Genomic DNA, 19,724 nt, shown 5'->3' with positions numbered 1-19,724 from the left:
TCCCCCTATGCCTTAAAATCAAATAATGCTGAGATTTGCTTGTCCTCATCGCATAACTTCTCAATGCTTGAGTGAATGTCTTTCACAAATCGTTTTTTCTCGGAAGTTTGTTTTTTTAATTCACTGATGATGCCGTCACACTCGGGAAGCGGAGCCGTGTGGTACGAGTCGTGAACGACGATGTTATTTAATTTGCCGCTTGAAGATGCAAAGCCTGAGGCAAGCGTAAACTGAAAGTCGTATTGGTAGTGCGAGGGATTGGCTTCCATATCATGAATGGCTTTCGTAAGCGCGGCTTTTTTATTTGCGAAATGATCGTGGATTTCGTGGTGAAACACGCGTTGATAACGGTCGATTTCATCTTCGATTTTTGAAATGGCGGCCATCCCCGCCTGATAGATCCTGACGGCCGATGACAGATTGACCTTAATCTCTTTTCCGTCCTTGTCTTTCTTTGAAAAGTATATATCCCCGCCTTTATAGCTGATGCCTTTCTTTTTGGACAAGGCGTTTAAAAGCGGCGTTATACTGTGGCCTTCCGCAATTAAACCGAGGAGGTCTTCCGTATCTGCACCCAGCCGCTTTACATAAGCGATCAAACGGTTAATGCTGTCTTGGGATTTATCAAAGATTCCTTTCCATTCAAAGAAATTCAATTTATTATCCATAAGCTGCTGATATAGATTTTTCAGTGTCGATATTTCTTTATCGATATTCCCGAGGTCTTTTTCGATTACTGCCTTTTGCGCGGCATCTATATAGCCGTTAGCCTCCAGTTGATCAAGTATAATGTCTTTGTTTTTCATAATTGTATCGACAAACGCCAAAAATTTGGGAAGCTTCTCCTTCACTTCAGCCGCAATGTCATCCGCCATGCTAAAAAAATCCACGACTTTTGCATTCATATATATCATCTTTTGTTTGGGGCTCTTGATGTTCTTGAAGTTATTGATCAACTCCAAGTCAATGCCTGCCGCTTCTTTTAAAAAACCATGAAGACCATTCTTTTGATAGGCGCCTGAGTACTGTCTCCAGTATTTTTGTATTCTTCGGACATCCTCGTCTGGAATTTGGTCGATTAAGTTTCTAATCCCTTTCACATCAGGATTCGTATCCGTCATCTTCACATTTCCGAACGTGATGAAATCCGCCTTTCCGCTGACGCCGTAGAGCGGATCGTCTTTGGAGATGCGCTGGGTGATGTTGGCGGTGACGCCTTTGTCGTTGTAGTATTTGACGATGGCTTTTTTGAGTTTTTCTTTTGGAACTTTGAGTAACTCTTTAAACGTATCAACCTTAAATTTTTCAAGCATGGTATATCTTAAATGTTTATCCGCTTTTAATAAGTGATCTGTACTTATTTGTGCACCATTTACACCATATACCTCGTCATATTGTCCATCAATTAACTGAACCATTACTTGATTATTATTTGCCAACGAATGCCCTAATGCATAGGTTTGCAAATTCTTTTTATTTCCAGCCTGATTCTTTGCATTTCTGGTGAATTCTTTTGTAGCTTTGTATTGGTTATCATCAATTCCAAGAAATAATCCAAAAAAGTTGTAAGACCAATCTTTATTATCTGCGCTTCCTTCTGAAATAATATGAAGCTGATCAACATTATGTTTCTTGTCTACTATATGAATAGCAGTACCGTCATAGCCTGATTCTTTATTCTGTTTAACAATCTCTTTTGAAGTATAAATTTCAATGTTCTGGGTAATTTCTTTTTTAGTTTCTTCTTTATAAATTCTACGAATGTCTGATTCAAATTCTTCTTTAGCCTTTTTTACTTCAGCTGGATTTGAAGAAGCAAATTTCTTTTTATAACTGTACTCCAAATCTATTAAGCGCAATTTCACATTTTCGTTTTCAAAAATATTCTTACTTCCCATCTTCCTTCCCCTTTTTACTCAAATTAAAAGTAATGGATTTCAGCATTTTTTTTACCTTTTTTTCATACTCATCTGGCTTCTGGCTGCATGAATCAACTTTTGACGAACAGCTAAATCTATATGAATATGCTATTCCTACGTAATTTTGCTCTGTTGATTTTATATAACCAAGATAAATATAGGAAGGATTACTTTCCTTATTAAAAGACTCTTTTTTAGATGCAAAGTAAATGTCTTTCTCTTTTAACGTCAGTTTATCAAAATCACCTTTATATTCATTTTCTCCGCTGACAATATCCAACATCGTATCGGGATCATCTATAAATGATTCATTGCGATAAAACTCAATAGAAGCATTCATTACTATATTTGTTTTTTTATCAACACTATCAAAGAAAAGTGACTCATTTCCATTAGATATTTCAGAGTCAGAATACTCCCCATCCTCCGGAAACAACATCGTAAACCCCTTCAACTTCGACTCAAGCAGATAGTACCCAGGCTCCACTTCCTTCGTGGAAGCCATGTATTCTCTCGTTTTCTCATCCTGAAACGCCGGAACTTGCGGCAGATCCTTCGGGTCCATGTCTTTCGGATTGACGGCTTCTTCTTGATTCCCGTTCTTTTGGCTGTCGCTCATACTGCATCCTCCTGTAAAAGCTAGTATTATAGCAAAACACATCATCATCATTTTTTTCATTTTTTAAAACCTCCAAGGGTCCTGATGTTAACGGACTTTCAAACATTTTTGGTGCGATTGACCCACTTGAAAACGATCCTTTCTTATGTTACAACATGGAATAAATTAGATAAATAGGAAAAATGTCTTGAAAACTCTGTCGGCGAGATGATAGTCAACATAGGAAATAGGCCGAACGGTTATTGTGATGGGGAATAAGAGAGGCCTTTGATTTGTTCCTTCAGCTAAACAAACTGTACAAAAGACTCATCTGATTTTTTCATAAGAGGTTGTTGATAAACATACCACCAAGCAGTTCCTTTATAGTGATATTAATGTTTTTTCAATCCGAAGCAATGTTCACTTATGATCTATACGGAACTATTTACACGAAGTTTCATCAATATAGTTTTGGCTGTGATTCCGTTTGGAGTATCAGATGTTGCGGACAATAAGAGATTTTCTGAGCTTGCTTCTCTTCTTTTATCCCATTATTAAGACCACCCTATAGTCTGTATAGGGTGGTCTTCGATCAAGTCACAGGCGCTGGATTGAACAGACATAAGTCATTATACAGCCCCCAATGTTCGGCCCATGTCTGTCTGCGGCCGCTTGCGACATCGAGGATCATTCGGAAGAGATCCCGGCCGACTTCTTCTATTGACGCTTCACCGGTGGCGATCCGCCCGGCATTGATATCGATCAAATCGTGCCAATCTTCCGATAACGATTGCCTCGTCGAGACTTTGATGACAGGCGCCATCTCCAAGCCGTACGGCGTTCCCCTGCCGGTTGTGAAAACCTGGAGGTGCATTCCTGAAGCCAGCTGCAGCGTTCCGCAGACAAAGTCGCTCGCGGGCGTCGCTGCAAAAATGAGGCCTTTCTGTTCGGCTCTTTCGCCTGGCGCCAATACGCCGTTTATCGGGCTGCTGCCTGACTTCGCAATCGATCCGAGCGATTTTTCCACGACATTAGCCAGTCCGCCTTTTTTATTGCCGGGGGACGGGTTGGCGCTCCGGTCCGCTTCGCCTCTTTGGAGATACCGGTCATACCAGGCCATTTCCCTGATAAGCGCGCGTCCGACTTCCTCATTTGCGGCCCGCGGGGTTAATAAATGGACAGCATCGCGTACTTCTGTTACTTCGGAAAATAAAACCGTCGCCCCTGCCCGGACCAGCAGATCTGCCGCATATCCCGCCGCAGGATTGGCGGTGACTCCTGAAAATGCATCGCTTCCCCCGCACTGCAGACCGATGACCAATTCAAAAACAGGGCATGTTTCCCGTTTTCGCTCGTTCAGTCTTTTCAAGCGTTCTTCGGCCATATCCATAATGGATTGAACCATTTGCAAAAACCCTTGGCGCTCTTGCAGCAAAAGGATGTTCTCCGAACCGCCGTCCGGCGCGATCTTTGCGGGAAGCAGCTTTTCGCAGCCGAGGCCGATGATCATCGCTTGGCCGCCAAAATTGGGATGCCTCGCAAGATTTTGAATCGTGCGAATCGGAATGGCGGCTTCGGGGGCATGGATGGCAACCCCGCATCCGTACTGGTGGTTTATTGCCGCTACTCCATCGACATTTGGGTATTTCGGAAGGAGCTCTTCTTTAATCCGTTTGACCGCGTAATCAAGAACGCCCCTGACGCATTGGACGCTCGTCATGATCCCGAGGACGTTTCTCGTTCCGGCGCTGCCGTCTTCATTTCGATATCCTTCAAATGTATAGCCTTCAAGAGGCGGCATGGACTTCGGAACCTTTGTAGCGATCGGCAGTTCCTCTAAATCCGGGGCTTCCGGAAGCTCAAGCATCGATTCAGAAATCCATGTGCCTTTTTGAATGGGCTCTGCGGCGTAGCCGATAATTTCGCCGTAGCGGACAATCGCCCCGCCTTTTTCGATATCTGCTAAAGCGACTTTATGTCCTTCGGGAACGCGTTCTTTTAGTTCAAGCCCGCAGGGAAATACGGTTCCCTCCTTCAGTCCCCCGGTATTGACGATGATTGCCGTATTGTCCTTCGGATTCACCTGAATGTAAAGCGGGGTTTCTTGCCGGTTTACTTGTACAGCCATAGTTCAACATCAACTCCCCTTTGCGATTTGTTGAAAGCGCTGTCAAATGAACCGCGGCTGTCTTATATCTGAAGCATCAATTTCCCTTTTCATCTCCGCCTTTTTCTTGATCAAGACCTTTCAGAATTTTGTCGCGCACAAATTTTAAGTGTTCATACATGTGGTGATAGGCTTGATAAGGATCTCTTTGTTCGAGGGCCTTCAAAATATTCGAATGATATTCGACGGTCCGGTCCCTCTCCCTGTACGGAATCTGGCTGTCTATTTTGGCGTGCGTCATCAAGAGTGACTGAATCATTCCTTCCACTACCGGGTTATTCGCGCTTAACGCGATGATCCGGTGAAATTCCTTATCCGCTTCGCCGTAATCGTTATCCGTGCTATTTGCGATTATATCGATCGTTTCCTTCAGCCTCGCAAGCTGGCTGTCATCTATTTTTTCCGCTGCGATCGTCACCAGACCGAGTTCAAGCGCCATGCGCGCCTCAATAATGGCAGGCAAATTGTCAACTGCCAAAGCCAGCATGACATTGAACGGCTGGATGCCGATTTTGTCGTTAAAATACGTGCCGTCGCGGGTTTTTCTTTTGATGACGCCGAGCGTTTCAAGAGAAATTAACGCTTCCCTGAGGACAGGTCTGCTGACGTTTAAAATTTCCATTAATTCGATTTCCGTCGGCAGTTTATCGCCGGGTTTCATTTGACCGCTTGACAGTAAATGGACGATCCGCTCAACAACCTGTTTTGCCAATGTTTTGCGATTTACTGATTCTACCTGTAATGTCTCCATATCTTCTTCCACGGATGTGGTCCCCCTTTCAGTTGCTCATATTGTAAGACAAAATACAGCATATGACAACGTTGATATGGGGACGAATACCGCAGAATCGCTTGCTTTTACCGGACAAGGCTCGGGCGTTTATGGTCAAATGTCCAATTTTCGATCAAAAACTGCATGGCGGCGGCATCGTCTCTTGCCCCCAAATTCATTTTGTTATAAAGTGCATGAGCTTTCTCAACCCGTTCCATGTCAAGTTCAATGCCGAGCCCTGGCTTATCAGGGACTTGAACATGGCCGTCCTTAATGGCAAAAGGCTCCTTCGTCAAGTGCTGCCCGTCCTGCCATATCCAATGCGTATCGATTGCCGTTATCCGGCCCGGGGCGGCGGCTGCAACATGCGTAAACATCGCAAGAGAGATATCAAAATGATTATTCGAATGGGAGCCCCAGGTCAGCCCCCAATCGCGGCACATTTGAGCCACCCGCACGGAACCTTGCATCGTCCAGAAATGCGGATCAGCGAGCGGAATATCCACGGCTTGCAATTGAATGGCGTGCCCCATTTGCCGCCAGTCGGTGGCGATCATGTTGGTAGCGGTCGGAAGACCTGTCGCGCGGCGGAATTCCGCCATGATTTCCCGCGCCGAATAGCCATCTTCTGCGCCGCACGGATCTTCGGCATATGCCAGTATGTCATGCTTGCCTTTGCAAAGCTCAATCGCTTCGGTGAGCGACCATGCCCCGTTCGGATCAAGGGTGATTCTCGCCTCTGGGAACCGTTTTGCCAAAGCGGTGACCGCCTCGATTTCTTTTTCTCCTTCGAGGACGCCGCCCTTTAGTTTAAAATCGCGGAATCCGTAGCGGTCATGCGCCGCTTCAGCGAGACGAACGATCGCTTCCGGTGTCAGCGCTTCTTCGCGGCGGATGCGGGACCACTCGTCTGTTGCGTCTTGTTCGCTGATGTAAGGAAGCGTGGTCCGCCTCCTGTCGCCGATATAAAACAAGTACCCGAGCATCTTTACCTTGTCCCGCTGCTGTCCTTCGCCCAACAGCGCCGCAGCCGGCACGCCGAGAAACTTACCCAATAAATCGAGTAATGCCGCTTCCAGAGCCGTTACCGCATGGATCGTCGTCCGCAGGTCAAAGGTTTGCATTCCGCGGCCCTCTGCATCCAGATCGCCAAACCGGTTTTTGACTGACTGCAAAATCGACTGAAACGCACCGATCGATTGATCCATTACAAGCGGCTTCGCCTGTTCAAGCGTATGGCGGATTCTCTCACCGCCCGGCACCTCGCCGGCGCCGACCGCACCTGATGAATCCTTTAAAATGACAAGGTTTCGCGTGAAAAACGGGCCGTGTGCGCCGCTTAAATTCAACAGCATGCTGTCTCGGCCTGCAACAGGGATGACTTTCATGCCGACAATCGTCGGAGCGGCGGTGCTTTTTTCTTCTTTTATCTGCTGAATGTGTGAATTCATTTTAACCCCCCTCTTATTGAAGCGCTTACATTCAGATTGTCAAAGATGCATCAGTTTTCGGTACTTCCTCCTTCAGCACGACCCGCTTGATCGGACCGACGAGAAATACATAGCTCAGCACGGCGGCAATCGCATTTGCGCCGACAAACACAAGCGCACCGTTAAACGATCCCGTACTGTCAACAATATAGCCGATGATAATGGGAGTGGTAATCGACGCGATATTTCCAAATGTATTGAAGATGCCTCCGCTTAAGCCCGCGCATTCCTTTGGGGAAGTATCCGAGACGACAGCCCATCCCAATGCGCCGAAGCCCTTTCCAAAGAACGCGAGCGACATGATGAAGACGACAAGCCATGCTGAATCGGCGTAATTGCAGACGATCATGCTGCATGACATCAACATGCCGAGGATGATCGGCGTTTTTCTCGCAGCCGTTAAAGAGAAACCTTTTTTCAAAAGGAAGTCGGAGAAAAGCCCGCCAAGCACGCCGCCTAAAAATCCGCATATTGCGGGCAGGGATGCGACGATTCCGGCTTCAAGGATCGACATGCCGCGCGCCTGAACGAGATAAACCGGAAACCATGTCAGAAAGAAGTAGGTCAAGGTGGTGATGCAATATTGGGCGATATAGACCCCGATCAGCATGCGGCTGCTTAGGAGCTGTTTGATGTAGGGCCATTGCGGTTTTCTGTCCTTCTTCTCTTTTTTTCCTACATCCATCGAGACGAGTCCGCCGCCGTCTGCGATATAGGCGAGTTCCGCTTCGTTGATTCTTGGATGTTTCTTAGGTTCATAGACCGTTTTCAGCCAGACAAAAGACATCACGATTCCTAAAACGCCCATGATCACGAAGACGGTATGCCAGTTGAAAGAATGGGCGAGCCATCCCATGACCGGAGAAAAAATGACCAGGGCAAAATACTGGGCCGAATTAAAGATCGCCGACGCCGTTCCCCGCTCAGAGCTTGGAAACCATGCGGCAACCATCCTGCCGTTTCCCGGAAAGGACGGCGCTTCCGACAGCCCGACGAGAAAGCGGAGAGCAAACAACAGGACGATGGCCGTTCCGGCGGCAAAAAATCCGAGCGTCCCCTGGAAAAGGGTAAATAATGACCAAAAGAAAATACTGGCGGCGATGACCATTTTTGAACCAAAGCGGTCGAGCAGCCATCCCCCCGGGATTTGCCCGACTACATATGCCCAGCCAAACGCCGAGAAAACATATCCCATCGCAACAGAGCTTAAGCCAAGCTCATGCTGAACGGTATCGCCGACGATCGATAGGGTCGCGCGGTCAGCATAGTTAATCGCCGTAACGAAAAACAGCATGAACACGATAAACCAGCGGACCGAGCTTTTTCTGCCTGCGGGATGATTTTTCTTCATAGCATCATCTCCTTTATTCATTTGTATTGAAACGAGGGGGAAGAAAGAGGCGACCAAGGCCCCTTTCGAACCGGATTACCGCTTGATAAAAACGGTTTTGACAGCTGTGAAAAATTCTTTGGCCGCCTCTCCTTGCTCCCGGGAATGAGAACTCGATTGTTTGAGGCCGCCGAACGGCGCCTGCAGTTCGACACCGGCGCTTTCCGCGTTTACCCGAATGAGCCCGGCTTCCATATCATTGATAAATGACAGCATATGACCGATGTTTTCCGTGAAAATCGAAGCGCTCAAGCCATACTCCACATCATTCGCGATCTTTATCGCTTCTTCAATCGTGTCCGCTTTGATTAACGCGATGACAGGTCCGAAGATTTCTTCCCGGGCAATCGTCATTTCTTGTGTCACTTGATCGAAGATGGCCGGACTGATATAGTAGCCGTTCTCATATTTTCCGTCGGTCAGCCTCTCTCCGCCAAAAATGAGCTCGGCCCCTTCCTGCTTTCCTTTTTCAATATAGGACAGGCAGTTGTCAAGCTGCTGTTTGCTCGCGATCGGTCCCATCCAGACGTCTTCTTTTAAGCTGTCGCCGATCGTGATGTCTTTCGTTCGCTGGATCAGTTTTTCTTTGAAACGGTCATACACCCCGCTTTGAACGATGACGCGGCTTGTTGCCGTGCATTTTTGGCCTGTTGAGCGAAACGCTCCGCTCACCGCCGCTTCCGCCGCGGCATCCAGATCGGCGTCATTTGCTACGATAACCGGGTTTTTCCCTCCCATTTCAAGCTGGTATTTCGCCCCTCGCTCAAATGCGATGCGCCCGATGCTCTTTCCGGTTTGATTGGAGCCTGTAAAAGTAACGCCGCTAATCCCAGGGTGCTCCGCCAGCCTCCCTCCGACTTCAGAGCCCGGTCCTGTCACCGCATTGACGACCCCTGCAGGAAATCCGGCTTCCTCAAAGCACGATACGATCTTTAGGCATGTGACGGCCGTTTCGGTCGCCGGCTTGATGACGACCGTATTTCCATAAACGAGCGCAGGCGCCATTTTCCATATCGGAATCGCCACCGGAAAATTCCATGGGGCAATCACCCCTACGGCTCCGAGCGGTACCCTGTCGGTAAACATGAGCGCGTCTTTGTCAGTCGACGGGATCACGTCTCCCGTTTTGCGCATGCCTTCTCCTGCATAAAATTTCAGAATTGCGATTCCGCGGGCTGTCTCGCCTTTTGCTTCAGGCAGCGTTTTCCCCATTTCGCGCGTCGCGCATTCGGCAATTTCATCAAGGCGCCGCTCCATGATGTCTGCTGCTTTATATAAAAATCGGCCGCGCTCGGCTCCGGACAGCTTTCTCCATGCTGTTTTCGCTTCGTTTGCGGCTGCGGCGGCCCGATCGACGTCTTCGCTCGAGGACTTTTGTACAAAACCGACGACATCCCGTGTGTCTGCGGGATTGACAACCTTTTCTACCGATCCTGATTCAGCTTTCACCCACTCCCCGTTGATAAAGTTCAAATACGTTTTTTGTTCTGTTGTAACGGGCATTCTGATTCCTCCTTTAATTTAGATGGCTGCCGTTTTTTTCGGAAAGCGGTCCATCGCTTTCTTCAAGATGGTTTCGAGCTGGCGGCAATGGTCTTTTTCAACCGGCACAATCGGCGGTCTGGCAACGTTTTTCACATTATGCCCCATGATTTCCATGCCTGCTTTAATAAGGGAAACGGCATACCCCTTCCGCTGTTTGCGAATGTCATTGATCGGCAGGATCACATGTTTATACAGATCCTTCACAAGCTGTTTGTTCCCATTTAACAATGCCTCATAAAACATTCTCGAAATGTGGGGAATGTAGTTTGAAATCGCTGATGAATACGACGTAAAACCGATCGGAGCGTATGCAGGCATCGTTACTTCGGCCATCGGCATGCCGTTCAACAGGCCGAGCCGGTCTCCAAGCGTATAAGACAAACTGATGTTTAAATCCATATCCCCCGCCCCGTCCTTTAGACCGACAAGCTGCTCAAGCTCAGTCAGCCGCTCAACTTGCCCCAGCGTGAGGACAGCATGATCGCGCTGATAGATAATCGCATTTAAATCCGTGCTTTCGATGATCGTTTTCGTATACTGGTAAAGCCCCTCCTGTTCGCCCTTGATCAGGTAGGGAGGCAGGATCAGATATCCGTCCGCTCCTTTTTCAGCGGATAATTCCGCCCATTCGACCGCCGTGCTTAAGTTTCCGCCGACCCCGGTGTAAACAGGGACCTTCCCGCCGGCCGCTGAAACGGCGATTTCAACCATTTGTTCGTATTCCGCCCTGCTGAGCGATTGAAATTCACCGGACCCGCAAGCGATGAAAATCGCTTCCAGCCCTTCATCCAGCAAAAATTGAATGTTTTGAAACAGTGCTTCTTCCTCCAGCTTCCCTTGTCCATTGAAGGGCGCAACCGGAAAACCAAGTATTCCCTCCGGCGCCTTCCGAATTTGACTCATATCTGCAGTCCCCCTAAATTGCTTATTTGAATGATATAGAAAGCGCTGTCATTTCATTCAAAATGGAATGATGACCCCCTTTCAATATGTCTTTTTGTTTAATTGTAAGACAAATAAACAAATTGTCAATATCTTTATTTTCGGATTTTTCAAAAATGTCGAAAAAAAATAGGCTGAAGACTGTGTCTTCAGCCTTGGGCCTCTGCCCCGGCTTCGCCGATCAATTTTTTTCTGTAAACAAACGAAGATAATGAAATGCTCAATTCATACAAAACCAACAGCGGGACGATCACCATCACGTCTGAAATAAAATCGGGCGGCGTAATCACGATCGATATGACGACCAAAGCGAAATAAGAAACCTTTCTCATTTTTGCAAGCCTTGCCGGATTGAGGATTCCAAGGCTCGTTAAAAACATCACGACAAGGGGCATTTCAAATAAAAACCCGAACGGAAGGGTCAGGTTGATCATAAAGCGAAAATAGTGCTCCGCCGTAAACATCGTTTGAAAATGGCCGGCTGAAAGGCCGATCAAAAATTGAAGGACGAGCGGAAACAGCACAAAATAGCCGAATAAGATGCCCAGAATAAAAAAGAAAAACAGCCCCGGAATATAGCATAAAGCCACCCTCCGCTCATTTCTGGTCAACGCCGGCGATACGAACCGCCAGGCTTGAAAAGCGGCTACGGGTATTGTCGCCGCAATCGCCAAAACACCCGATATCATCATATACACCCATATAATGTCCCCCGGGCCCAAGACGGCAAGCTTGGCGTCCAAATCCCTGATCAGCCAGTCATAAATATCCTGGACAAACAGAAAACCTGCAATGAGAAACAAAATAAACACGAGCAACGTTTTAATGATCCGCTGACGCAGTTCTTCAAGATGGTCAATTAAATGTGTTTCCCGGCTTTTCATCTGCAGCTGCCTCCCGCTTTCTTTAGCATGTTCGAATAAAGAAGCAGACGGGTTCACCCGCCCGCTTCCTTTATCCTGCCGTTTGGTCGCGCTTCTTTTTCACTTCAGTGTCAGCATCATTGTCATCAGAAGAAACCAAAGATTTCGTCGCGCTTTTGAATTCGGTTAACGTCTTGCCGAAAGCCCTCCCGATCTCAGGAAGCTTTGAAGGTCCGAAAATAATCAAAGCAATGACAAGGACCAAAATGAGACCGGGAATACCGATATTGGATAGCATCTGCCGTCATCCTTTCGCTGATTACTGGGTTACCTTTTTCTGCTTTTGCTTCATTTGTTTTTGGTGCGCTCTTGCATGCGCAATAAAGCGGTCCTCTTCGACTTCGTTCGATTTTTTTACGCCTCCCGGTACGATGTTGGAGGCTGTCCGCTTCAGGCCAGTGTGGTCTTTATGATAAACATACGAAGCCCTGGTCGAAATCGCGGCGCCCGGCTCTGACACATACGGAACAACCCGGTAGTCCGCCCGCCACTCCTCAGGGGTGACCGTGCAGCGCACATAGCCGCGGTAATCATTGAAAAATTTAATATGAGGATTATTCGATAAAATTTTATCCGTATCCGCCCGTTTATCGGCGCCGTTTCCTCCGGATGTAATCGATGTGCCGACGAACTCGACGCCAAAGATAGCCGATTTTGGATCGTCAAAATCGACGAGCAGATTGTTCGCCCAGCTTGCATGAACATCGCCGGTGAGGACGACAATGTTGTTCATGTTTTTCTCTTTGATAAAGTCAATGATCCGTTCGCGCTGGGCCGGGTAGCCGTCCCATGAATCCATGCTGTAAATCGGGGCCGAACTCGTCCCAAAGTTCCAGCGTGCAAAGAAAATCTGCTGCGCCAGGACATTCCAGTGCGCTTCAGACCGGCCGAGATTGCCGAGCAGCCAGGCCTCTTGCTCTGCTCCAAGAAGCGTCCGCTTCGGATCGTTTGATTCGTCTGAAGGCGGCTTGTTTCCGTCGCCATTTGCCTGATCATCGCGGTACTGGCGGGTATCAAGAACATTGATATCGGCTAAATTGCCATAGGAAAAATGACGGTATAATTGCATGTCAGGACCGTTCGGCAGCGATCTGCGGCGGAGCGGCATGTGCTCGTAATAAGCCTGGTACGCGGCTGCCCTGCGTTTGATAAAGGCTTCAACAGACTGGCCTTTTTCTGGAATCGTATTCGCATAGTTGTTTTCGACTTCATGGTCATCCCATGTGACGACCCACGGGAAGGCGGCGTGTGCCGCTTTCAGATTCGCATCTGAACGGTATTGGGCATGGCGGTTGCGGTAATCGAGAAGCGAGGTGATCTCCGGACCGCTGTGAGTTCTGACGTTTCCGGTCTTTGACAGATACTCATTCGGACCGTATTCATAAATATAGTCACCGAGATGGAAAACGAGATCGAGCTTTTCTTTCGCCATGTGCTGATAAGCGGTATAGTAGCCGTGTTCGTACTGCTGGCAGGATGCGAAAGCAAAGGTGAGCTTCGAGACGTCCGCCCCTGGTGCAGGAAGGGTTTTCGTTTTCCCCACCGGGCTGAGCTGATTGCCGCATTTGAAGCGGTAGTAATACACTTGGTTCGGCTTCAATCCGTCAACTTCGGCGTGAACGGAATGGGCGAGGTGCGGTGTTGCCTTCTCTTTCCCGCGTTTGACGATATGGCGGAAATGTTCATCCTTGGCGATCTCCCATTTCACAGTGACGGCTTCATTCGGCATGCCTCCCCCGTTTAGCGGATCCGGCGCCAATCTTGTCCACAAAACGACGCTGTCTGACAGCGGATCTCCCGATGCAACGCCAAGTGTGAAAGGATAATCCGAAAACTTCGGCGCCGCATTCACTTCCATCGTCCCCATCGATTGAGCAATCGCGAGCCCAAGCGAAAGCCCGGCAATTTTTCCGGCGCCCTGAATAAAACGGCGGCGGTCAAACGTATGATCTTTCAAGCTTTCCTCGTTCAGCTTTTTGATCCATTCCTCCAGCGGCCCTTCATGTGACATGTAGATACCCCTCTCTATTCAAATGTTTGATCGGGTTCTATTATAGGAGCCGTTTGTTAATAGACAGTAAAGTTTTGTAAAACAACAAATACGGAGAAACTGGCGGCTTTACCAGGTTTTTGTCGGAATTTGTCACAATCGATTCCATTCGCCTACAAATTCGACAAAAGGCCAATCATTCCGTCAGAACTTTTCTCCTGTTTTTCTTCATATTTTCTTTAAATAATCAAAACAAACCGCCCTTGACTTCATGGTAAAATAAAGAAAGTTATGAATAGAAAGGAATGAATGATGCGCAGATAGCTGAATGGTCTTCTCATTGTCCTGAACAAAAGCCAAAGTTAAACTTTAGGAGGCAGACCATGGAACAAGCAAAGCTCGAAACTGAAAGATTGATAATAAGAAAGATGGAATTGCAAGATGCGGAGACCCTCTATCATTATTGGTCAGATCCGCTCGTGACGAAATTTATGAACATCACGCCTTTCACAAGCCCCGCCCAGGCGGAAGACATGATTCAACTGATCAACGGAATGAGCATTGAAGGCCGGGCAAACCGGTTTTCAATCGTTGTCAAAGAGACAAATGAAGTGATTGGAACATGCGGCTTTAATATGATCGACAAAGAAAACAGCAGGGCTGAAATCGGCTATGACCTAGGGAGAGCCCATTGGGGAAAAGGCTTTGCTGCTGAAGCCGTCAAAACTCTCGTTCGCCACGGCTTCCTCGACATGGAGCTGAACCGGATCGAAGCGAAAGTCGAACCGGAAAACAAAGACTCCATCAAACTCCTCGAGCGATTATCCTTTCAAAAGGAAGGACTTTTACGGGAATACGAGAAAGCAAAAGGCGTGTTCATCGATGTTTATATGTTTTCCCTGCTGAAAAGAGAGTTTCGTATATAAGGATGAAAAAAAGATTGATCTTCGTTTGGATCAATCTTTTTTCAGGTTGCTATATCCTTTTCCCCGCACCTTCATTCAGCCGCTTCGCTTCCAAAAATAAGACCTGAATGAACTTTTTCATGTTCACGCGGGTAGACGAAAGCGCGGGAGCTGCATCCTTTTGCAGCTCTTTCATTTTTTTGCTGATCACGGTGAAGTCGAAAAACCGCGATGCATAGCTTTCAAACTTCGGATTTGAGAAGTCCGTCAATCCAAGGGATGCAAAATGGTTTAATGAATGGATGACCGCCCTTCGAATCCGCTGTTCAGACGCTTTGATCTCTCGGTTGATCTCAACGGGCGAAGCGCCAGGACCGAGCTTTTGCTCCGCGACTTTGATGAAAATTTGCTTGAGCGGCGGAAAGTTTTTTTCATATAATGACATTTGCTCATTATCAAATAAATATTGAAGGATGGCGAGCAGGTCTTGGGAACCGTTTTCTCCGACAATGCCCAATTCAGAAAGAAGAAATTCGCCGGTCTCTTTAATGCTTTTTTCTTTCAGCACGTTCCTTCCGCCTCCGTTTACCCCCAGACGGCTTAAGGAAGACTGGATATCCTGTATCGACCTTTCCAAATTGATCCGCTCTCTCACTTTTTGAATGACGTTTAATATTTCGATGCGGTTGATCGGTTTATGGATATAATATTCGATCCCGAGAGAGTACGCTTCTGCGACCATTTCCTTTGATTCGACCTGGGAGATCATGATGATTTTCCCCGGGAAAGACCCTTGCAGATGACGGATCGTCTCGATTCCGTCACGGCCTGGCATTAAGAGATCGACTAATAAAATATCAATTTGTTTCAGGCGTAAAACGTGTCCCTCCAATTGACTGCCGTCCTCCGCTTCACCCGCCGCCTCTCCCAAATCTTCGTCTTCAATGATTTGTCTTAAAATCGAACGCACGGCGCGGTCATCGTCAACGATAAAAAAACGCATAAGGCCATTCACCCTTTCTGGATCAATTGTTGCGCGGGAAGCCTGATCGAAAACGCGACACCATGCGGTTGATTGCGGAACGCAATTTCGCCTCCAAGTTCTTCGACGGTTTCCTTTACATAGGAAAGGCCGATCCCTGTTGAAGGAGTGCCGAATTCATCATACTTAGAGGTATATCCCGGTTCGAACACGACGTCCCCGATCTTCTCCGGGATGCCGGGGCCGCTGTCTTCCACTCCGAATTCTACCATGCCTTCTCCCGGATTCGAAAGATGGAGACGGACGGACCCCTTCTCTTGAATCGCTTCTACAGCGTTGGCCATCACATTGTTGAGCACAGACAGCACGAGATAGACGCGGTATTTCGGATGCTCGCCCTTGATTGAATATTGAAAGTCAATGTCCTTTCCGAGTGATTCGGCATACTTCCGGTTGATTCCAACCACAAGGCGGATCAAATCCTCCGCTTTCATATAGTCCCTGAAATTTTCGTTTGAAATCAATTTGGAAAGCCCGGCAAAAATGCGCTGACTATCCTTTTTGACCTCATGGATCTCGCCGGCCAGCTTCAACAGCTTCTGACTGAGCTCCTGCTCAGATGGAGCTTCAAGGCTCCGGTTATGCAAGCGGCGGTATAGCCGGTAGGACTCGCTCGTTATTTGCTCCGTGTTTTTCAACGTTTTTTTCAAATGAATCGTTTCCTCATATAAATTTGAGACGATCATAAGCATGCGTTCATTTTGTTCACGGACTTGTTTTTCCCTCGATTGGGCCTCATACAGTTTCATGACATTAAAAAAACTGAGCACGATAAAACTGTGGGAAAACGCAATCGCCATCATATCACGCAGCTTCTCCGGCGTAACCGTTGAGGCAAACATGACATACTGAACGGACATCTCTGCACAATCGGCGAAGATTTCGATGGCGAAGCCGAGCAGTCCGATGAAAAGCGGCCGGTATTGAAAAAACCGTTTGGCCTTGGCCATGTAAAAAAGGAAAGCGTACGTAAAGTAAAAGAAAAAAGTCGGAAAATGGCTGTAAAAAGCCGTCTCCAAACCGACGTGATCTTGAGTGAGAAGATCCAGCAGCATCCTGAATACGACCACCGCACCGCCTGTTAAAAACCCTGGCAAAACAGCCGACACATTTCTCATCAGCAGCAAAAAAAAGAAAAAAGTCGGAACGCCGAAACTGACCCGGAATATCTCATTCAAAGGATAAAACTTCAGCTCGCCGGCAAGCGGTACGGTGAAAAGCATCAGTGTTAAAATGTACCCGTCTTTTTTCGCAAGCCGTCCGAACTTTTTCATGGCCTTGTCCCAATTTTTCCTCAGCATGTTGATCCCCCGTTAAACAGCGTTGTTTTATTTTACATCGAACATGATCTTCATCCGCAACTCCTATTGTACCTACTATTCAGTTGATTTTTACATCCATCGGCTTATTTTTTCAGCGCATTTGTCGTTTTTTGTATGATCTTGTAGGTTCTGATTTAAATTGAATTTATATTCTTACAATTTGAAAGCGCTTATAATTCTCAGATATTCTCTCTTCCCTAATCCCTATCCTCTGACAAAACAGACAGCCGCCATAAGCACTCGACTTTTCAGATTGGAGGAATTTCGATGAAAGAAATCTTGAAAGAACATGATAACGCCCATTTCCGGCAAACCCGCCTTGACGATCTGGTCGAATATTACCGTCCCTTTTCTGCAGACGGCCGCAATGCCGAATATATCCCCGCTTTAGGAAAAATCGATGCAAAACAGCTCGGCATATGCGTGACAGGTTCTGATCAAACGGTGATGAAATCAGGCGACTGGGATGTCCCCTTCACATTGCAAAGCATCTCAAAGGTCATTAGTTTTATCGCCGCCTGCTTAACAAGAGGGATTCCTTACGTATTAGACCGTGTCGACGCAGAGCCCACGGGAGATGCATTTAATTCGATCATCCGCCTTGAAATGCATAAACCGGGAAAGCCATTCAACCCGATGATCAACGCCGGGGCGCTGACCATCGCATCCATGCTGCCCGGGGATTCGGCCCGCGACAAAATCGAAACGCTTTACGCCCTCATTGAAAAAATGATTGGAAAACGTCCAGTCATCAATGAAGACGTGTTCCGTTCGGAATGGGAGACCGCACATCGAAACAGGGCGCTCGCCTATTACTTGAAGGAAACCGGCTTTTTGGAAGACGGTGTCGAAAAAACGCTCGAAGTGTACCTTAAGCAATGCGCCATGGAAGGAAATACAGAGGACATCGCCATGATCGGCATGATTCTCGCAAACGACGGATACCACCCTTTTAGCCATGAGCAAATCATACCAAAGGACGTCGCACGGCTGACAAAGGCGTTAATGCTGACGTGCGGGATGTACAATGCTTCCGGAAAATTCGCGGCCTTTGTCGGCGTTCCCGCCAAAAGCGGCGTATCCGGCGGAATCATGTGTGCGGTGCCGGCCAGCTTCAAAAGGAAAGAGCCCTTTCAGCATGGCTGCGGGATCGGCATCTACGGACCGGCAATTGACGAATACGGCAACAGCCTGACGGGCGGTATGCTTTTGAAACAATTGGCACAGGAGTGGGATCTGAGTATTTTTTGAAGATAATGAATTAAGAGGTGAGAACATGCAGGAAGCTCTTCAGTATGTCATTGGAATCATAAACGATTTTCTTTGGTCAAAACTATTAATCGTGCTGCTTCTGTCGGTAGGAGTGTACTTTACGTTCAGATTGAAATTTTTACAGGTTCGGATGCTGAAAGAGATGGTCCGCGTTATAAGGGAAGGCGCTGCAAACCGTTCCAAAAACGATATATCTCCTTTCCAGGCGTTCTGCATCAGCATGGCGGCCCGGGTCGGCACCGGAAATATTACGGGAATCGCGATTGCGATTGCACTAGGCGGCCCCGGAGCGATCTTCTGGATGTGGATCATCGCCATTATCGGCTCAGCTTCAAGCTTTGTCGAAAGCACGCTGGCCCAAATTTATAAAGTGAAAGATGTAAACGGCTTCCGCGGCGGCCCCGCCTACTACATGGAAAAAGGGCTGAAAAAACGCTGGATGGGCGCCCTGTTTGCGATTTTAATCACCCTGTCATTCGGGATCGTGTTCAACTCCGTTCAATCGAATACGATCAGCGTCGCGTTCAATAACGCATTTGGGACGGACCGTTTCATGCTCGGCGTCATTTTGATCGCCGTTTTCGGAACGATCATTTTCGGCGGCGTGAAGCGGATTGCGAAGCTGTCCGAATATATCGTCATGTTTTTAGCCGTTCTCTATATCGGAGTCGCTTTTTTCGTCATTTTGACTAACATTTCGCAGCTGCCCGAAGTTTTTGCACTGATCGTGAAAAATGCATTCGGATTTGAGCAGGCAGCGGGCGGAGCATTAGGCGCGGCACTGATGCACGGGATCAAACGCGGAATTTTCTCAAACGAAGCGGGAATGGGAAGCGCGCCAAATGCAGCCGCAACGGCAACGACAAGCCACCCCGTCAAACAGGGGCTGATCCAGGCGCTCGGCGTCTTAACAGACACATTGATTATTTGTACAAGCACCGCCTTGATCATTTTGTTCTCCGATGCCTATAAGCAGCCGGGACTGAGCGGAATCCCGCTGACGCAGGCCGCTCTAAGCGAACACATCGGACCATGGGCGTCAGGATTTCTTGCGATTTTAATACTGTTATTCGGTTTCTGCGCGCTGATTGGAAACTATTACTACGGAGAGACAAACATCGGTTTCTTAAACAAAAGCAAGGCAGTCTTATTGCTATATAGAATCGGCGTGCTTGGAATGGTGATCTTCGGCTGCGTTGCAAAAGTCCAGCTCGTCTGGGATATGGCCGACCTGTTCATGGGATTGATGGTCATCGTCAATTTAATTGCGATCTCCCTGTTATCGAAAAACGCCTTTGCTGCTTTACATGACTATGTGAAGCAAAGAAAAGCCGGAAAAGACCCCGTCTTTTATAAAGACGTATTGGAACAACATGACAACATCGATTGCTGGGATCTTTCCGAAGCCGCTCACGCTGCAAAAAAAGAACATGCCGGATAAAGTGAA

16 protein-coding genes are annotated in these 19,724 nt (G+C 47.6%); 3 read left to right on the top strand and 13 right to left on the bottom strand.

Features of this window, described 5'->3' with window-relative positions:
* Positions 1-5 precede the first annotated feature (5 nt).
* The 11 genes from V7126_RS07320 to V7126_RS07270 all read right to left on the bottom strand — a co-directional run bounded on the left by V7126_RS07320 (position 6) and on the right by V7126_RS07270 (position 13,757).
* Positions 6-1,898 carry a DUF6792 domain-containing protein gene (locus tag V7126_RS07320; protein ID WP_335497371.1) on the bottom strand — a complete coding sequence of 631 codons (1,893 nt, stop codon included), beginning with the start codon at positions 1,896-1,898 and terminating at the stop codon, positions 6-8.
* Positions 1,888-2,598 (bottom strand): lipoprotein YvcA, encoded by a 711-nt coding sequence (locus tag V7126_RS07315; RefSeq protein WP_175075286.1) that lies wholly within the window; start codon positions 2,596-2,598, stop codon positions 1,888-1,890. The genes V7126_RS07320 and V7126_RS07315 overlap by 11 nt, the downstream gene beginning before the upstream one ends.
* 511 nt (positions 2,599-3,109) lie before the next feature.
* Positions 3,110-4,645 (bottom strand): galactarate dehydratase, encoded by a 1,536-nt coding sequence (gene garD / locus V7126_RS07310; RefSeq protein ID WP_175075287.1) that lies wholly within the window; start codon positions 4,643-4,645, stop codon positions 3,110-3,112.
* A 76-nt stretch (positions 4,646-4,721) separates the two neighbouring features.
* Positions 4,722-5,435 carry a FadR/GntR family transcriptional regulator gene (locus V7126_RS07305; protein WP_202049197.1) on the bottom strand — a complete coding sequence of 238 codons (714 nt, stop codon included), beginning with the start codon at positions 5,433-5,435 and terminating at the stop codon, positions 4,722-4,724.
* A 107-nt stretch (positions 5,436-5,542) separates the two neighbouring features.
* Positions 5,543-6,907 carry a glucarate dehydratase gene (gene gudD / locus V7126_RS07300; protein WP_175075289.1) on the bottom strand — a complete coding sequence of 455 codons (1,365 nt, stop codon included), beginning with the start codon at positions 6,905-6,907 and terminating at the stop codon, positions 5,543-5,545.
* Between the two features lie 31 nt (positions 6,908-6,938).
* A complete protein-coding gene (locus V7126_RS07295; protein WP_175075290.1) occupies positions 6,939-8,297 on the bottom strand; it encodes an MFS transporter in 1,359 nt (452 codons plus the stop codon).
* A 75-nt stretch (positions 8,298-8,372) separates the two neighbouring features.
* A complete protein-coding gene (gene gucD / locus V7126_RS07290; RefSeq protein ID WP_175075291.1) occupies positions 8,373-9,839 on the bottom strand; it encodes an alpha-ketoglutaric semialdehyde dehydrogenase GucD in 1,467 nt (488 codons plus the stop codon).
* Positions 9,840-9,857: 18 nt separating this feature from the next.
* Positions 9,858-10,784 carry a 5-dehydro-4-deoxyglucarate dehydratase gene (gene kdgD, locus V7126_RS07285; RefSeq protein ID WP_175075292.1) on the bottom strand — a complete coding sequence of 309 codons (927 nt, stop codon included), beginning with the start codon at positions 10,782-10,784 and terminating at the stop codon, positions 9,858-9,860.
* A 188-nt stretch (positions 10,785-10,972) separates the two neighbouring features.
* Positions 10,973-11,707, bottom strand: coding sequence for a twin-arginine translocase subunit TatC (gene tatC / locus V7126_RS07280; protein ID WP_046129118.1), 735 nt, complete (start codon positions 11,705-11,707; stop codon positions 10,973-10,975).
* A gap of 70 nt (positions 11,708-11,777) precedes the next feature.
* Positions 11,778-11,984, bottom strand: coding sequence for a twin-arginine translocase TatA/TatE family subunit (locus V7126_RS07275; RefSeq protein ID WP_046129055.1), 207 nt, complete (start codon positions 11,982-11,984; stop codon positions 11,778-11,780).
* 21 nt (positions 11,985-12,005) lie between these two features.
* Positions 12,006-13,757, bottom strand: a complete 1,752-nt coding sequence (locus tag V7126_RS07270) for an alkaline phosphatase D family protein (protein WP_175075293.1) — start codon at positions 13,755-13,757, stop codon at positions 12,006-12,008.
* Between the two features lie 362 nt (positions 13,758-14,119).
* Between V7126_RS07270 and V7126_RS07265 the strand changes: the two genes are divergently transcribed.
* Positions 14,120-14,662 carry a GNAT family N-acetyltransferase gene (locus tag V7126_RS07265; protein WP_175075294.1) on the top strand — a complete coding sequence of 181 codons (543 nt, stop codon included), beginning with the start codon at positions 14,120-14,122 and terminating at the stop codon, positions 14,660-14,662.
* 49 nt (positions 14,663-14,711) lie between these two features.
* Here the strand turns inward: V7126_RS07265 and V7126_RS07260 are convergent, their stop codons facing one another.
* Complete coding sequence (locus V7126_RS07260) at positions 14,712-15,644, bottom strand: DNA-binding domain-containing protein (protein WP_046129058.1); 933 nt, start codon at positions 15,642-15,644, stop codon at positions 14,712-14,714.
* Positions 15,645-15,652: 8 nt separating this feature from the next.
* Positions 15,653-16,984, bottom strand: coding sequence for a sensor histidine kinase (locus V7126_RS07255; protein ID WP_272901821.1), 1,332 nt, complete (start codon positions 16,982-16,984; stop codon positions 15,653-15,655).
* Positions 16,985-17,272: 288 nt separating this feature from the next.
* On the opposite strand from V7126_RS07255, the gene V7126_RS07250 reads away from it, so the two are divergent.
* Together V7126_RS07250 and V7126_RS07245 are read left to right on the top strand one after the other, a co-directional pair.
* Positions 17,273-18,256, top strand: coding sequence for a glutaminase (locus V7126_RS07250; RefSeq protein ID WP_175075295.1), 984 nt, complete (start codon positions 17,273-17,275; stop codon positions 18,254-18,256).
* 25 nt (positions 18,257-18,281) lie between these two features.
* Entirely contained in the window at positions 18,282-19,718 is a 1,437-nt protein-coding gene (locus tag V7126_RS07245; protein WP_175075296.1) for an alanine/glycine:cation symporter family protein, read from the top strand.
* Positions 19,719-19,724: the final 6 nt, after the last annotated feature.

This window comes from Bacillus sp. JJ675, assembly GCF_036963165.1.
GTDB lineage: Bacteria > Bacillota > Bacilli > Bacillales > Bacillaceae > Bacillus > Bacillus glycinifermentans.
The sequence above is the reverse complement of the archived record's forward strand: the minus strand, read 5'-3'. Positions and strand labels throughout refer to the sequence as shown.

Excerpts from the sequence above, each read along its gene's own strand:
- V7126_RS07265 (WP_175075294.1), top strand. The coding sequence starts at position 14,120 with ATGGAACAAGCAAAGCTCGAAACTGAAAGATTGATAATAAGAAAGATG.
- V7126_RS07315 (WP_175075286.1), bottom strand. The coding sequence starts at position 2,598 with ATGAAAAAAATGATGATGATGTGTTTTGCTATAATACTAGCTTTTACA.
- V7126_RS07320 (WP_335497371.1), bottom strand. The coding sequence starts at position 1,898 with ATGGGAAGTAAGAATATTTTTGAAAACGAAAATGTGAAATTGCGCTTA.
- V7126_RS07250 (WP_175075295.1), top strand. The coding sequence starts at position 17,273 with ATGAAAGAAATCTTGAAAGAACATGATAACGCCCATTTCCGGCAAACC.
- V7126_RS07295 (WP_175075290.1), bottom strand. The coding sequence starts at position 8,297 with ATGAAGAAAAATCATCCCGCAGGCAGAAAAAGCTCGGTCCGCTGGTTT.
- V7126_RS07305 (WP_202049197.1), bottom strand. The coding sequence starts at position 5,435 with ATGGAGACATTACAGGTAGAATCAGTAAATCGCAAAACATTGGCAAAA.
- V7126_RS07270 (WP_175075293.1), bottom strand. The coding sequence starts at position 13,757 with ATGTCACATGAAGGGCCGCTGGAGGAATGGATCAAAAAGCTGAACGAG.
- kdgD (WP_175075292.1), bottom strand. The coding sequence starts at position 10,784 with ATGAGTCAAATTCGGAAGGCGCCGGAGGGAATACTTGGTTTTCCGGTT.
- V7126_RS07275 (WP_046129055.1), bottom strand. The coding sequence starts at position 11,984 with ATGCTATCCAATATCGGTATTCCCGGTCTCATTTTGGTCCTTGTCATT.
- V7126_RS07260 (WP_046129058.1), bottom strand. The coding sequence starts at position 15,644 with ATGCGTTTTTTTATCGTTGACGATGACCGCGCCGTGCGTTCGATTTTA.
- V7126_RS07255 (WP_272901821.1), bottom strand. The coding sequence starts at position 16,984 with ATGCTGAGGAAAAATTGGGACAAGGCCATGAAAAAGTTCGGACGGCTT.
- tatC (WP_046129118.1), bottom strand. The coding sequence starts at position 11,707 with ATGAAAAGCCGGGAAACACATTTAATTGACCATCTTGAAGAACTGCGT.
- V7126_RS07245 (WP_175075296.1), top strand. The coding sequence starts at position 18,282 with ATGCAGGAAGCTCTTCAGTATGTCATTGGAATCATAAACGATTTTCTT.
- gucD (WP_175075291.1), bottom strand. The coding sequence starts at position 9,839 with ATGCCCGTTACAACAGAACAAAAAACGTATTTGAACTTTATCAACGGG.
- garD (WP_175075287.1), bottom strand. The coding sequence starts at position 4,645 with ATGGCTGTACAAGTAAACCGGCAAGAAACCCCGCTTTACATTCAGGTG.
- gudD (WP_175075289.1), bottom strand. The coding sequence starts at position 6,907 with ATGAATTCACACATTCAGCAGATAAAAGAAGAAAAAAGCACCGCCGCT.